12 protein-coding genes are annotated in these 15,765 nt (G+C 35.3%); 8 read left to right on the top strand and 4 right to left on the bottom strand.

Annotated features, from left to right (window positions below):
• Window positions 1-140: 140 nt before the first annotated feature.
• The 4 genes from rbr to RT261_RS03370 all read left to right on the top strand — a co-directional run bounded on the left by rbr (window position 141) and on the right by RT261_RS03370 (window position 3,549).
• A complete protein-coding gene (gene rbr, locus RT261_RS03355; protein ID WP_313129358.1) occupies window positions 141-737 on the top strand; it encodes a rubrerythrin in 597 nt (198 codons plus the stop codon).
• A 352-nt stretch (window positions 738-1,089) separates the two neighbouring features.
• A complete protein-coding gene (locus RT261_RS03360) occupies window positions 1,090-1,719 on the top strand; it encodes a DNA-3-methyladenine glycosylase (RefSeq protein ID WP_331665381.1) in 630 nt (209 codons plus the stop codon).
• 108 nt (window positions 1,720-1,827) lie between these two features.
• On the top strand, window positions 1,828-2,520 hold the full coding sequence (locus tag RT261_RS03365; protein ID WP_091687136.1) for an iron-sulfur cluster assembly scaffold protein: 693 nt from the start codon (window positions 1,828-1,830) through the stop codon (window positions 2,518-2,520).
• An 18-nt stretch (window positions 2,521-2,538) separates the two neighbouring features.
• A complete protein-coding gene (locus tag RT261_RS03370) occupies window positions 2,539-3,549 on the top strand; it encodes a GGGtGRT protein (protein WP_313129367.1) in 1,011 nt (336 codons plus the stop codon).
• 1,151 nt (window positions 3,550-4,700) lie between these two features.
• Here the strand turns inward: RT261_RS03370 and RT261_RS03375 are convergent.
• From RT261_RS03375 to RT261_RS03385, 3 genes are all read right to left on the bottom strand, one after another.
• Window positions 4,701-5,234, bottom strand: a complete 534-nt coding sequence (locus RT261_RS03375) for a rubrerythrin family protein (RefSeq protein WP_313129369.1) — start codon at window positions 5,232-5,234, stop codon at window positions 4,701-4,703.
• 347 nt (window positions 5,235-5,581) lie between these two features.
• Window positions 5,582-5,734, bottom strand: a complete 153-nt coding sequence (locus tag RT261_RS03380) for a hypothetical protein (RefSeq protein WP_313129372.1) — start codon at window positions 5,732-5,734, stop codon at window positions 5,582-5,584.
• A 27-nt stretch (window positions 5,735-5,761) separates the two neighbouring features.
• Window positions 5,762-5,968: a hypothetical protein gene (locus RT261_RS03385; RefSeq protein WP_313129374.1), complete on the bottom strand. Its 207-nt coding sequence runs from the start codon at window positions 5,966-5,968 to the stop codon at window positions 5,762-5,764.
• A 383-nt stretch (window positions 5,969-6,351) separates the two neighbouring features.
• Between RT261_RS03385 and RT261_RS03390 the strand changes: the two genes are divergently transcribed.
• Window positions 6,352-6,606 (top strand): phage holin family protein, encoded by a 255-nt coding sequence (locus RT261_RS03390; RefSeq protein WP_313129377.1) that lies wholly within the window; start codon window positions 6,352-6,354, stop codon window positions 6,604-6,606.
• 162 nt (window positions 6,607-6,768) lie between these two features.
• Here RT261_RS03390 and pepF read toward each other — a convergent pair whose 3' ends face one another.
• Window positions 6,769-8,571 (bottom strand): oligoendopeptidase F, encoded by a 1,803-nt coding sequence (pepF, locus tag RT261_RS03395; protein ID WP_313129380.1) that lies wholly within the window; start codon window positions 8,569-8,571, stop codon window positions 6,769-6,771.
• Window positions 8,572-8,983: 412 nt separating this feature from the next.
• Here pepF and RT261_RS03400 point away from each other — a divergent pair, with 412 nt between their 5' ends.
• The 3 genes from RT261_RS03400 (at window position 8,984) to RT261_RS03410 (ending at window position 15,710) form a co-directional block, all read left to right on the top strand.
• Window positions 8,984-10,819: a bifunctional homocysteine S-methyltransferase/methylenetetrahydrofolate reductase gene (locus RT261_RS03400; RefSeq protein WP_313129382.1), complete on the top strand. Its 1,836-nt coding sequence runs from the start codon at window positions 8,984-8,986 to the stop codon at window positions 10,817-10,819.
• A 64-nt stretch (window positions 10,820-10,883) separates the two neighbouring features.
• Window positions 10,884-13,391 (top strand): homocysteine S-methyltransferase family protein, encoded by a 2,508-nt coding sequence (locus RT261_RS03405; RefSeq protein WP_313129384.1) that lies wholly within the window; start codon window positions 10,884-10,886, stop codon window positions 13,389-13,391.
• Window positions 13,392-13,460: 69 nt separating this feature from the next.
• Window positions 13,461-15,710, top strand: a complete 2,250-nt coding sequence (locus RT261_RS03410) for an ABC transporter ATP-binding protein (protein WP_313129386.1) — start codon at window positions 13,461-13,463, stop codon at window positions 15,708-15,710.
• The last annotated feature ends 55 nt before the right edge of the window (window positions 15,711-15,765 follow it).

Consider the following 15,765-nt stretch of genomic DNA (forward strand, 5'->3'; position numbering starts at 1 on the left):
ATTTGAAAGATTTATTAATAAAAATTCCAGAAGATGTATACACTAAATTAGGCAGGTCATGCTATAGATTGGCAATTTGTGCTTGAGCGCAAAGTTGCTGTCGTTATTAAAAGGCGTCAAAGCGCCAGAATCGAGGTATTATGGCAGTTGATTTTAAAAACAGTGAGACCAAAGATAATTTAATGCGGGCATTTGCGGGAGAAAGTCAAGCTAGAAACCGATATACCTTTGGAGCTTCTTTTGCAAAAAAGGAACATCTTTATGTAATTGAGTCTATATTTACATTTACAGCCAATCAGGAAAAAGAACATGCGGAAATATTCTATAATCATTTGCAGGAATTAGTAGGGGAACATATACATGTGGACGGTAATTATCCTGTGGACTTACAGAAGGACATGATTGGTTTATTAAGGGCTGCCCAGCATAACGAATATGAAGAATACGGAGATGTTTATAAACATTTTGGTGACAAGGCAAAAGAAGAAGGTTTCTCAAAGGTAGCTAATTCCTTTTATATGATTGCTGATATTGAAAAAACTCATGGAGACCGGTTTAAAAGGTTTGCGGATATGCTTGAAAGAAATGAGCTGTTTGTATCCAATATAAAAACAGGCTGGATGTGTTTAAACTGCGGACATGTGCATTATGGAAAAACAGCACCGGAGAAATGTCCGGTATGTGACCATGACAGAGGTTATTTTATTCGCCTGGAATTGGCACCATATCAAAAATAAATGCACCAGCCGGTTATTATACAATTGAAAAAATGGATAATATAGAATATCTATCCTATCCCGTGCAATACTATGTAAAGTAGAAGTAATAAAAGAATTAATTAACATGAGTTATACAGTTAACTCTAAATCTTGCATATAGGTTCTTATTTGACTAAAAAATAAAAGTATCGTAAACTTTAAATAACGTTTACGATACTTTTTATTTTTAATTATAATTTAAAAAGGAAAAGAGTTGAAAGAAAGTAAGAATATAGAGAGGATGCCACAAAATGATTCTTTCAACTTGATATTTGTGGCAATATTAAATCTATAAGCAGAGTATAACATCTGTGAATAGATTTGATATGTAATGGGTGTATATATGAAAGTAACCAGAGATTTCTACCAAAGAAGCGCTGTAGAGGTGGCGAAAGATTTATTGGGTCTTGTACTTGTTCATGAAACCAAGGAAGGAATTACAAAAGGAATCATTGTGGAAACAGAAGCTTATATGGGGCCAAAAGATGCGGCTGCCCATTCCTATAAAAATATAAGATCCCAAAGAACAGAGATTCAATACGGAGAAGGCGGATATGCTTATATATATTTAATCTACGGTATGTATTACTGCATGAATATTGTTACCAATAGAGAAGAGATTCCAGAGGTTGTATTGCTGCGGGCTTTGGAACCTGTGGACGGAATCGAACTAATGAAACAGCGCCGTAAAACAGATAAACTTAAGAATCTCTGCAGCGGACCGGGAAAATTATGTGCTGCACTGGGAATAGATAAAAGTAATTATGGAATGGATCTGTGCGGAGACAGCCTGTATCTTGAATATCCAGACAGCATTTCCGGTAAAGAAGCTATTAATATTGTCTCTTCCAAACGGATTAATATTGATTATGCAGGAGAAGCCAGGGATTATCTTTGGAGATATACTATAGAAAATAATGAATATGTGTCTGTAAAGGATAAAAAAGTACTAAAGAAGTGAAAACTTTGAAAAAAATTTAACAAAACTATGGACTAATCAGTTTATTTATGAGAAAATAGGTGCGAATGCGTAATATGCATTATTATGTATATTGAAAGGAGTCTCAATATGATTTATTCACATGAAGTAGAAATGATGTGTCCAGTTGCACAAGGTGTAAACCATGGAGCAGCCCCTATTCCGGAAGAAGCAAAATGGGTAAAGGCAAAGGATGTAACTGATATTTCCGGCTTAACACATGGTGTTGGCTGGTGTGCACCACAACAAGGTGCCTGTAAATTAACACTTAACGTTAAGGATGGTATTATACAGGAAGCATTGGTAGAAACAATCGGATGTTCCGGTATGACTCACTCTGCAGCTATGGCAGCAGAAATTCTTCCTGGAAGAACTATCCTGGAAGCTTTAAATACAGACTTAGTATGTGATGCAATTAACACTGCTATGAGAGAACTTTTCTTACAAATCGTTTATGGAAGAACACAAAGTGCTTTCTCAGAAGATGGTCTGCCTGTTGGTGCAGGACTTGAAGATTTAGGAAAAGGACTTAGAAGCCAGGTTGGTACTATGTATGGTACATTAAAGAAGGGACCTCGTTATCTTGAAATGGCTGAAGGTTATGTAACAGGAATCGCTCTTGATGAAGAAGATCAAATCATCGGTTACCAATTCGTAAGTTTAGGTAAAATGACTGACTTTATTAAGAAGGGCGATGACCCTACTACAGCTTGGGAAAAGGCCAAGGGACAATATGGTCGTGTTGCTGATGCAGTGAAGATTATTGACCCTAGAAAAGAATAATAGAGGAGGATACATAAAATGGCTTTATTTGAATCATATGAAAGAAGAATAGATAAAATTAATGCAGTATTAAACAGCTATGGTATATCTTCTATAGAAGAGGCTGAGAAGATTACAAAAGCAGCCGGACTTGATGTATACAATCAAGTAAAAGGTATTCAGCCTATTTGTTTTGAAAATGCCTGCTGGTCTTACATTGTAGGTGCTGCAATTGCTATTAAGAAAGACTGCAGAAAAGCTTCTGATGCTGCTGCAGCAATTGGTGAAGGACTTCAGGCTTTTTGTATTCCAGGTTCTGTTGCAGACCAAAGAAAAGTTGGTTTAGGACATGGTAACTTAGGAAAGATGTTACTGGAAGAAGAAACTGAATGTTTCTGTTTCTTAGCAGGACATGAATCCTTTGCGGCTGCAGAAGGTGCAATCGGTATTGCTTTATCTGCTAATAAAGTTAGAAAAAATCCTTTAAGAGTTATCTTAAATGGTTTAGGAAAAGATGCGGCACAAGTCATTTCCAGAATAAATGGATTTACATTTGTTGAGACAGAAATGAATTACTATACAGGTGAAGTTAAAGAAGTATTCAAAAAATCCTATTCAAAAGGCGACAGAGCAAAAGTTAACTGTTATGGTGCTAATGATGTAACAGAAGGTGTTGCAATCATGCATAAAGAAGGCGTTGATGTATCTATTACCGGTAACTCAACTAACCCAACAAGATTCCAACATCCAGTTGCTGGTACATACAAGAAAGAATGTATGGAACAAGGCAAGAAATATTTCTCCGTAGCATCCGGTGGTGGTACAGGTAGAACACTTCATCCAGATAACATGGCAGCAGGTCCTGCTTCTTATGGTATGACAGATACTATGGGAAGAATGCACTCTGATGCACAATTTGCAGGATCTTCTTCTGTTCCTGCTCACGTTGAAATGATGGGACTTATTGGAATGGGAAATAATCCAATGGTTGGTGCTACTGTTGCAGTTGCAGTTGCCATTCAACAAGCTGCTGATGCAGGTAAATTCTAAGAAAATGCTTTATTTTGGGGATTTCTTAAATCGTAGAACGGTTTGGGAAGTCCTCTTTTTTTGTCTGTATGATTCGCACAAGACATACAAATAGAAAGACTTCAAATACGAACAACAGGATGCATTGATATCAAGCAATATTCTTTCTAGCGTGTTAAGCATCAAATAAATATAAAAGGAGAAGCCAGCAGGTAATCCCTACTGGCCATTTATGAAAAAGGAAGGTTACTATTAAAACTCTATAAATTTATTATATCGTTCATATATGTACTACGTTTGAATGGTAATTAAAAAGTTTATGAACAGTTAGAGGTGATAAGATGACAAAAGTTATTTTAATGCCGGATTGTGATTTACAGGAGCACTTAGGCTATAATTTAGGTGCTCCTATTATGCTTAAAAATAAAGGATTGAGATAAATTCAGGATGCAAGAAATAACTCTAATTAATTAGCAGAACCAAACAAATAGAATAGAAAAGAAACAAAATTTTACGGAAAAAGAATTAATTTTACGGTTTATACGCATGATATGGACAGAATGGCAATAGACGGGAGATTGTATATGCATTGAGGAGGGAAATGGTAAACTTCCCAAAACAGGAACGCATCATCATAATTAGAGAGTGTGACTTAAAAAAGCTGATACAATTAACCAATCCAAGCCTTATAAAGAATTTTAGAATTGAGTTTATAAAAGGATGATAGCATGAATAAAATTACTGTTTGTTTGATTCTAAATGCTTTTGCTTTATGTGCATATGCGGCTGAACTATGGAAAGATTATGATGTAATACTTGACAATACAGAACTTGTTAAAAGTAGATGTAAATACGCTGTAAGACTTATAACTTCTTCCATAATCTTTATTATTGCACTAAGTTCTATGTATAGCTGGTTCAATATAAACACGACAGATGTATTTCATTATTTTAAATATGGCGGTAGGTGATTGAAACAGATGGATCATATGATGAGGTATCGAAAGGAAATATAAGTTATTTCTACACGAGCAGGACATGGCGGTGAAAAAGAAAATAGATTATTGAGGGTGATTAACAATGAATCCCCGATATACAAGAGGAAACGAAAGGGCAGACCGTTTCAGGTATGCCCTATCTAACATTACATTCTATCTAACATTACATTCTTTTTAACATTGACAATACAGTTGGTAATACCCCTGAGGATAACCGCAGATTGGACAAATTTCAGGTGCGCACAATCCCCCTATAATATTGCCACAGCCTAGGCATATCCATAAATTTTCCGTGGGTTTGCAAAACAATTCTGATCTTTGAATGGCCATAGCTGTATTATGAAAGGCTACATTGTGATTTAACTTTATGTTTCCAATGCCGTTAAATAAAGCAGAAATATCCTGATATCCTTCTTCCAGGGCAATTCGGGAATATTCCCGGTACATATTTTTTTCAGCATTTTCAGCGTCAGCGGAAGCTTCTAATAAATTATCTAAAGTTGACGGATCACCGCCATATACTATTCTTCGAAGTCTTTCCGAAATAAACTCACAATTTCTTGCGGCGGTATCGAAAATATACCGGCATTCCAATAATTCATCCTGTCCGGCTTTTTTTCGGAACAATTGCAATTTGGCATTTGTTTTTAGTTCATTCTCCAATGCATTTAGTAAGTTTATATAAGTTTTACTTTGTTGAAAATCCAATATTACTCCTTTTGAATAAGACATTCATATCGACTTTGTAAAATATATGGCATATTCGGGTTTTTATGTATTCAACTTAATGGTTATTTTTATCGATAAAGAGCGATATACTATAAAAAAGGAGGAGAGGCCAGTAGAAAAATCTACCGCCTCTCAATGGAAAAATATATGTAAACAAGTTGGGGAACTTGATAATTGTTATTGTAAGAATAAACTGTGTTGAATGTTTGTTATTTCTGTGAAGTTATTGTGAACTTTTAATAAAAAAAGGAAACAATTCATGATTATGGAAATCCTGGGACTGTGTAAACCCAGTAACAAAAGGCTATAATAAGAACAACCAAGGACTAACCCTTGGTTGTTTCTTTTGGTTCGTATGCAATTAATACAATGTCTTTATTACAACTATTTTTGATGGATTCTTCTAACTCATATATTTTATCCACATCGTTTGTCGATATATGAGCTATTTTATAATCATCATATAATTGTTTGTCCATGATGGCTCCTTCTCCACAAATTTAAATTTATTTTTCTCCATGTAATTCATCGATACATGCTTTGATATCATTTACAGAGCTTAAATCTTCTACATGTTTTTCTACATAATCTTTTGTATCAGAATCAAGAGTACCAAAGTAGTCATTTTCATTTTGTTCAGAAGTAAAATAATTAATTAAGAATCCAGGATAAAGAGGAGGTATCACAGGTGCAGGTGTTCTATTAGGATCCATAAGCTATCACCTCCGTGTAAAATTATTTAGTAGTAAAAATATATTAAAGGAAAGAATAAGAATATGAAAATTTTTCAATGAAAATTTCTTGAAAGTCATGAAAAATTATGAATCAGTATTTTCATTAAAGAGCTCAATAAAAATTATCATGAAAAATTTCTCTTATAAGAAGTATTATCTTGATATTAAGAAATTATACAAATCGGTGCCTAAAAAAGTGGCTAAAAAGTATCTAAAATGAAAAAAGTTTAATAAATATAAGGAACTTGGCTCTTTTTTTACGACCTTACTAATATAATATAGAAAGTAATAGAATTCATATTGTAATAAAAATACAAAAGATTTAATGGACATTAGAAATATTATAAAAAGGAGGAGTTCTAGTGGAGTTCTTGAACCAATATGTGATTGCGTTAATCGTTGGTATTTGTTTGGCTTTAGGGTACATAATTAAACACAGTTTGGATTTTATCCCCAATAAATACATACCACTTATCATGGGTATTGTGGGAATATTACTGAATGTATGGATGAATGATTGGAAATTTAATGTACAGATTCTTTTAGGTGGTCTTGCAAGTGGTTTGGCCAGTACCGGAGCTTTCGAAATGGTCAGAAATATACGGGATAAAGAATGAGCAGTTAACGGGTTGGGAATTTACTTTTTTATAATTGACGTTTCATTTTTATATCGTTCATACAACAGGTGTCATTCTAAGCAAAGGATTCTTTTATTTTTAGATCCAATTGGTGCTTAGAGTGACACCTGTTTATTATAATTTGTTCTGCTTTTTACAAACTTAACTTAATAAGGTGTCCAATTCGTCTATTAAGCTATTAAATAAAGCTAAAGCATCATTAACCGGTTTTGCAGTAGTCATATCCACTCCTGCATCTTTTAATAGGGAAACCGGATCTTTGGAACAGCCGCCGCTTAAGAATCGTAGATAATCTTTTACGGCAGGTTCTCCCTCTGCAAGGATTTTTCTGGATAAGGCGATGGCAGCGGAATAGCCTGTTGCATATTGGAATACATAATAGTTGTAATAAAAATGAGGAATTCTTGCCCATTCTAAATCAATTTCAGAATCCATTACAATATCCTCTCCATAATATTGTATATTTAGATCTCTATAAAGGCTGCAAACTCTTTCTGCTGTAAGGCTTTCTCCTTCTTCCACAGTTTTGTTAATCAATAATTCGAATTCTGCAAACATAGTCTGGCGGTATAAGGTAGTTCTAAATTGCTCAAGGAAATAATTGATTAAGTAAGCCCGTTGGTATTTATCTTCTGTTTTGTTCAGTAAATATTCCATCAATAATGCTTCATTACAGGTAGAAGCAACTTCAGCAACAAATATTTTATATTTCGTGTATACATATGGCTGTTCCCGATTGGAGAGGTAGGAGTGTATTGCATGCCCCATTTCGTGTGCCAGAGTGAATTCACTATTTAAATTGTCTTTATGGTTTAATAAGACAAATGGGTGAACACGGGCACCGGCAGAATATGCACCGCTTCTCTTACCTACATTCTCATAAACATCTATCCAGCGGTTGTTAAATCCTTTTTGTAAAATTTGCTGATATTCCTCTCCCAAAGGTTTTACCGCTTCCATTACAGTTTTTTTAGCCTCTTCATAGGTTATAGCTATATCTACATCCTTTATCATAGGAGTATATAGATCATACATATGAAGTTCATCCAGTTTTAATAAATTTTTACGCAGTCTTACGTATTTATGCATATAAGAGAAATTACTATGTACTGCGTCAATTAAATTATGGTATACCTCAACCGGTACATTGGTTTCATCTAAAGATGCCTGAAGGGTAGAAGTATATTTTCTTGCTTTGGCATTGAAGATCAATTGTTTAACTTGAGAATTTAAAACTGTAGCCATAGTATTTTTAAAGGTTCCATAGGTATGATAAAGGGACTGGAAAGCAGATTTTCTTAGCATACGGTCTTCACTTTCCATTAAAGATATAAAGCTGCCCTGAGTTACCTGATGAGGGGTACCATCCTTATCGATTGCATCCGGAAATTGCAAATCAGCATCACCAAATATGGAATAAATATTAGCCGGTGCTAAATTCATTTCACCTGCTAAGGCAATGATTTTTTCTTCTTCTGGTGAAAGTATATGCTCTCTTTTTCTGCGTATTTCATCCAGATATTTCTTATAAAGAGTTAACTCTGGTTTTGCTGTATAAAAGGAATCCAACTGTGCATCTGATATCTGTAGTAATTCCGGTGTTTCAAAGGATGATGCACTTTGAACTTCAACTGCTAAGGAATAAAACTTGCCATACATATCCTGATAAACAGATACTTTGGTATCTTCATCATGTTTGCGAGCTGCATAATGACCTAAAGAGTCCAGTAACATATTTATTTTGTCACTTAATTTCAGATATTCATATAGTATCTCTGCTGATTCTCCAAGCTTTCCTTTATAAGAAGCAATTTCTTCAAGGTATGATTTTGCCTTCTCAAACTCGGATTTCCATGCTTCATCAGATGAATATAAATCCTCAGTTGCCCAGGTATATTGTGGGTCTAATTCACTTCTAGCCGGTATTTGTGTTTTTTGTGCCATAATAGAAACCTCCCAATTTTATGTAGTAAATCCAGGTTAATAAAAATGTTAGAAATTAACTTATATGCTAACCAAAGATTTCATAGGAATAATATAATTATAAAAATAGTATTTACCGCTCAAATACTAGCAAATATATTTTTTATATTATACATCAAAATAGAAGAAAGGGCTACCACAATTTACAATTTCAAGAAATATAATGCAGCGATCCAGGTTTATGTTCTCAAATTATACAAGGAATTTCTTCATAGAAACAAGAAATAAACTAGGAATAGTAGGAAAGAAAAAATATTATAAGAATTTATACTATTTTTCTTTTCATTTTAAATATTTATGCTATTATATTTAGAAGACTAAACCAATGAGTAAATTCCTTTATAGGATTTGAACTAAGATATGAGGAGACTTCATGAAAATAAAAGAATACTTATTAAAACATAAATTAATAATGGACGGTGCCATGGGGACTTATTATTCCAGATTAGTGAATAATGATAATGAAATATCAGAATACGCTAATCTGTATACTTCGGACACTATTATAAATATTCATAAAAACTATATTGAAGCAGGTGCCAAACTGATACGAACCAATTCATTTGCGGCTAACCGGGAGGCTCTTTCCATTACCAGTGCTGAACAGGAGAAATTAATCAAAGCTTCCTATGAAATTGCCAAAAAAGCTGTGATGGAAAGCGGAAAAGAAGTTTACATTGCCTGTGACATAGGGCCAATATCAGAAAGTGCCAAAACAGAAGAAGAGATATTAGAAGAGTACGAGTTTATATGTGATATTTTTATAAAAGAAAAACCGGAAGTTATTTTATTTGAAACATTTTCAAGTTTTAAATATATAAGGGAACTTGTTCCGTATATAAAAGAAAAATTACCGGATACTTTTATTATTACAAACTTTTGTCTGGACAAGAACGGATATACTGCGTCAGGCATTAGTATAACCTCTCTGCTGGAAGAATTGTCTGAAACGGATGAAATTGATGCAGGAGGTTTTAACTGTGGAATTGGTTCCGGTCATATGTATCATTTACTAAAGAAGGTTTCTTTACCGGATAATAAATATATTGTAATTACACCCAATGCAGGTTACCCGGAACAGTTTCAGAACCGTATGGTATTCATGGATAATGAAGGATATTTTACGGAAAATATGAAACGAATTGCTGGCCTTGGTGTGGATATTATGGGTGGCTGCTGCGGAACAACTCCTAATTATATAAAGAATATTACCCAGCATATCAATCTTCAGGAATTGAATCGGGGAAAACGGATAACGTATTCAGAAAGGGTTACTCTTCCTTTGAAAGGTGAAGCTTCTATAGAGAAGAATTCAGATGAGGGGAAGAATAGTACGGGTAAAGTAACTGGTAAAAATCATCTTTACGAATTATTTAAGACCGGTAAGAAAGTTGTGGCTGTTGAGCTAGATCCCCCCTTTGATGCAAAGGATGAAAAGATTCTTGAATGTGCCGAAAAATTAAAGAATAGTTCAGTAGATGCAATTACATTGGCAGACTCCCCCATGGGCAGAAGTCGTGTGGATTCCATATTGATGAGTGTTAAGATTGCCGGGAAAACTGGAATGGAAGTGATGCCCCATTTATGCTGCCGGGATAAGAATATGATTGCTATGCGTTCCGGTATTCTGGGTGCGTATGTGAATGGTATCCGCAATATTTTGGTAGTAACAGGGGACCCTATTCCCAGTGAGAACAGACAATCTACCACAGGAGTATTTGATTATAACTCTGTTCAGCTTATGGAATTTGTAAACGAGATGAACCGGGAACATTTTAGTGATAATCCTATTTATTATGGGGGAGCACTTAATTATGCACGGGGAGATATTCCTAAAATTGTAGAACGAATGCAGAAAAAGATAGATGCCGGTGTTAAATATTTTCTTACCCAACCAGTCTTTAGTGAGGAAGATATCCACCGAATCAAGTGTATTAAGGAAATGATAGATACAAGAATACTTTGCGGCATTATGCCTCTTGTTAGTTATCGCAATGCTAACTTTATTAAGAATGAAATTACAGGTATTCATGTGCCTGATGAAATAGTAAACCGTTATCGTTCGGACATGTCAAAAGAAGAAGCGGAATGGACAGGAGCGGAGATTGCCAATGAGATTATAGAGAAGCTTAGTCCATTTGTAGACGGATATTATTTTATGCTGCCTTTTAATCGTGTTAGTTTAATGGACAAGATCCGAATTATCTAAGTGGAGTTAATTATAAATACTGGATGATACCTATGACCGATAACATTAGGAAAGGAATGATTAGATGACAAGTAAAGAATTCTTGGATTTGATAAACAATAAAATAGTTCTTTTAGATGGAGCTACTGGAAGCAACCTTCAAAAGAGGGGAATGCCTGCAGGAGTCTGTCCTGAAAAGTGGATATTAGAACATAGCCGTGTACTCATTGATCTGCAAAAGGAGTATATTGCAGCCGGTTCAGACATTCTTTATGCTCCGACTTTTTCCGGCAATCGCATTAAGCTGCAAGAATATGGCCTGGCAGATGAGATTGAAGAAATAAATCGAGGGTTAGTAAGATTATCAAAGAGAGCAGTTGAAGAGTCCGAGGCAGAGAAAAACGGACGGAGGATTTTTGTAGCCGGGGATTTAACTATGACCGGAGAACAACTATATCCGGTTGGTTCTTTACGATTTGAAGAATTAGTAGATATTTATAAGGAGCAAATTGCCTATATGTTGATGGAAGGGGTAGATTTATTTGTAATTGAGACAATGATGAGTCTGTCTGAATGCAGAGCAGCCCTTCTTGCTGTAAAAGAAACTTGTGATTTACCGGTAATGGTAACATTAACGTTTGAAGAAAGTTTAAGAACACTTAACGGTACAGATCCTGCAACTGCCATTATGGTACTTCAGAATATGGGGGCAGATGCAGTTGGTGTAAATTGTTCTACCGGACCAGAAAAGATGTGTGAAGTAGTGAAACTTATGAAGGAATATGCTACCGTTCCTATTGCCGCAAAACCCAATGCAGGACTTCCGGTTTTAATAGAATCGGAAACCGTATTTGACTGTGGGCCGGAGGAATTCTCCCTGGAGGCAAAGAAATTAGTGGAGGCTGGTGCAAGTATTGTTGGTGGATGTTGCGGAACTACGCCAGAACACATCCAGCTCCTTGACAGAGAAATTCGTAGTTTAAAACCTCATTCCATTAGTAAGAACAAGAAAAGAGCTCTTACATCAGAAAGAAGAACGTTGGATATTGATTTGAATGGAAAGTTTCTGGTTGTAGGTGAGCGGATTAATCCTACTGGTAAGAAAAAGCTTCAGGAAGAGTTAAAGGCGGGAAATCTGGATACGGTAATTACCATGGCCAATGAGCAAATTGAAAATGGTGCAGATATATTGGATATTAATATGGGTATGAATGGTATTGATGAGAAAGAAAGTATGGTAAATGCAGTTCAAGAGGTTGCTGCCATATCCAATGTGCCTTTATGCATCGATTCCAGTTATGTTAGTGTTATAGAAGCAGCTCTACGTATTTATCCGGGCCGGGCTTTAATAAATTCTATCTCACTGGAAAAGAATAAATGTGAGCAATTACTTTCCATAGCTAAAAAATATGGAGCTATGTTTATCTTACTTCCTGTTTCAGAAAAATGTTTACCTAAGGATATAGACGAGAAGAAAGAAATTATTCAGACAATTATAAAGGAAGCTGAGAAAATTGGACTGACAAAAGAAGATATAATAGTGGATGGCCTTGTAAATACCATCGGGGCTAATAAAAATGCTGCAAAAGAAACGGTGGAAACCATTCAGTTTTGTAAAGAAGAATTAAGGGTAGCTACTGTAATCGGTTTATCCAATATCTCTTTTGGACTGCCGGAGAGACAGTTTATTAACAGTACTTTCTTATCCTTTGGGGTACAAGCAGGTCTGACTATGGCTATAGCCAATCCTGCTCAGGATCTGCTCATGAATACTATTTTTGCAGCAGATTTATTAATGGGAAAAGATGAGGCAGATATTCGTTATATTCATCGTGTTACATCCAGACCAATGGTGATTACCGGCGGTAAATCCCTAGTTAAGGAGGAAAAAGAAAACCATAAGAATCCATCTTCTGCTTTAGGTAATAAGAGTTCAATGGAAGGGACTCCAGGGGATTCCTTAGATTCCAATCCGATTTACGAAGCAGTTATAAAAGGAAACAGAAGGAACATAGTCTATTTGGTAAATCAAGCACTGGAAGAAGGGAAAGAACCCTCCTATATTCTTGATCATTTGTTGATTCCTGCCATCAATCAGGTGGGAGTATTATTTGATAAGCAAATTTATTTTCTGCCCCAATTAATTTCTTCCGCCGAAACCATGAAACTGGCTATCGAACTATTGGAGCCTTTATTAAAGAAAGGTGCAAAGGAAAATCACCTTGGCACGATTGTGCTTGCAACCGTATCGGGAGATATTCATGACATTGGAAAGAATCTGGTGGTTTTAATGCTTAAAAATTATGGTTTCCGTGTGATTGACCTTGGTAAAGATGTACCTTCCAAGAAGATAATTGAAGTGGCTGAGAAAGAAAAAGCGGATATTATCGGTTTATCCGCACTAATGACTACTACCATGTTAGAAATGAAAGAAGTAGTACGCCTGAATAGAGAAAAAGGTCTTAATGCCAAGGTGATTATCGGCGGTGCTGTTATTACGCAAAGTTATGCAGATGAAATCGGAGCAGACGGTTATGGAAAGGACGCAGGAGAAACCGTTATGTTGGCAAAAAAAATGATGGGATTGGATTAACAAATCATTAGGAATCAGCTTCTATCATTTACAGAAATACAAATAAAAAGGAATCAAGAAAGGATTTATATGTTTAAACTATTTAAATACTTAAAAAAGTCAATACCATCTATCATTGTGATAGTTGGGTTATTGGTATTACAGGCTTTTTGTGATTTATCCTTACCCACCTATACATCCGATATTGTAAATGTGGGGATTCAGCAGGGCGGTGTTCAGGAAGCTGTTCCTGTAGTAATAAGAGAAAGTCAAATGACTAATCTAAGAAAGCTGATGGAAGCAGACGAGGAAGAAGCGGTTTTAAACGCCTATACTTTTCTGTCAAAAGACAATTTAACAAAAGAAGAATACAAAGATTATCAAAAAAAATATCCGAGTCTGGATAAAGAAAATATATATTTGCTGCAAGAAAGCAGGAAAGAGAATCAAGAAAACTATGACAAATTAAAGGCGATTATGAGTGATGCGCTAATAATAACCAGCATGCTTGGCAGCGATTCCGAAGAAATAAAAGAGATAAGATCACAACTGTTATCACAATTGCCAAAGGAAATGGCGGATAAAAATTTACTTGATATTATCACCGCATTACCAAAAGAACAATCAGACCGGATAATAGGATCCATAGAGGAGAAAACTTCGGCGGTTCCTGCCGCTATGCTGGAACAGGGGGTTATTACAGCTGTAAAACGTGAGTATCAGGCTGTCGGTATAAATGTTAATAACATTCAGAAAAATTATATTCTCCTAACCGGCGCTAAAATGCTTGGGTTAGCTTTAGTTGCCACCTTAGCTTCGGTATCAGTTGGATTTTTATCTTCCAGAGTGGGTGCAGGTTTAGGAAAAGATTTGAGAGAAAAGGTTTTTACTTCAGTAATGCAATTCTCTAATTTAGAATTTGATCAGTTCTCTACGGCATCTTTGATTACAAGAAGCACCAATGACATACAGCAGGTTCAGATGATTATGGTAATGCTTCTTAGAATGGTGTTTTATGCACCGATTCTTGCCATTGGAGGTGTTATAAAAGTATTGCATACCAATACTTCTATGACCTGGATTATTGCTTTAGGTGTCTGTCTGCTTCTTGGCTTAGTGGGTACATTATTTATACTGGCCATGCCTAAGTTTAAGTTTATGCAAAAGTTAGTAGACCGATTGAATCTGGTTACCAGAGAAATCCTTACCGGACTTCCTGTCATTCGTGCCTTTAGTAAAGAGAAGACGGAAGAAAAAAGATTTGATAAAGCCAATACAGATTTAATGAGAACAAACCTATTTGTTAACCGGGTAATGTCATTTATGATGCCGGTTATGTTATTGATTATGAATGGAATTACCATACTTATTATCTGGATAGGTGCTGAAAGTATAGATTTAGGTACCATGCAGGTAGGTGACATTATGGCATTTATATCCTACACTATGCAGATTATTATGTCCTTTTTAATGTTATCCATGTTGTCTATTATATTACCAAGAGCCTCCGTATCTGCAACAAGAATTATGGAGGTACTAAATAAAAAAGTATCAATAGAAGATCCAAAAAATCCCGCTGCTTTTGATAGTTATAAAAAAGGATATGTAGAATTTGAAAATGTATCTTTTCGCTATCCGAAGGCAGAGGATGATGTACTATCCAATATATCATTTACTGCAAAACCGGGAGAAACCACAGCTATTATCGGGAGTACCGGAAGTGGTAAGTCTACGTTGATAAACCTTATTCCCAGATTTTTTGATGTAACAGAAGGAAGTGTAAAGGTAGACGGTGTTGATGTTAGAAAGATAACCCAGCATGATTTAAGAGATAAGCTTGGCTATGTTCCTCAAAAAGGTATTTTATTCTCCGGTACCATTGATTCTAATATCCGATATGGTAAAGAAAATGCAACACAACAAGAAATAGAAGGCGCTGCAAAAATTGCACAGGCCTATAATTTTATTGAAGAAAAGCCGGATAGATATGAGTCCCCTATTGCACAGGGAGGAAGTAATGTTTCGGGGGGACAGAAACAGAGATTGTCCATTGCTAGGGCTATTGCAAAAAATCCGGAAATTTATATTTTTGATGATAGTTTCTCAGCTTTGGATTATAAGACTGATGTTACACTTAGAAAAGCTTTAAAAACTGAAATTGCAGATAGTACTGTAATTATTGTTGCTCAAAGAATCAGTACAATTCTCCATGCTGATCAAATATTAGTATTGGATGAAGGAAGAATAGTGGGAAAAGGTACTCACAAAGAACTTCTTAATAGCTGTGAGGTATACAGTCAAATAGCGCTGTCACAACTTTCACAGGAGGAACTTGGTTAAAAGTAATATTTTTTAACCGGTAATTTGTGTTGAAATCACAAATTTGTATTTATTA

The organism is Anaerocolumna sp., assembly GCF_032079385.1.
GTDB lineage: Bacteria > Bacillota > Clostridia > Lachnospirales > Lachnospiraceae > Anaerocolumna.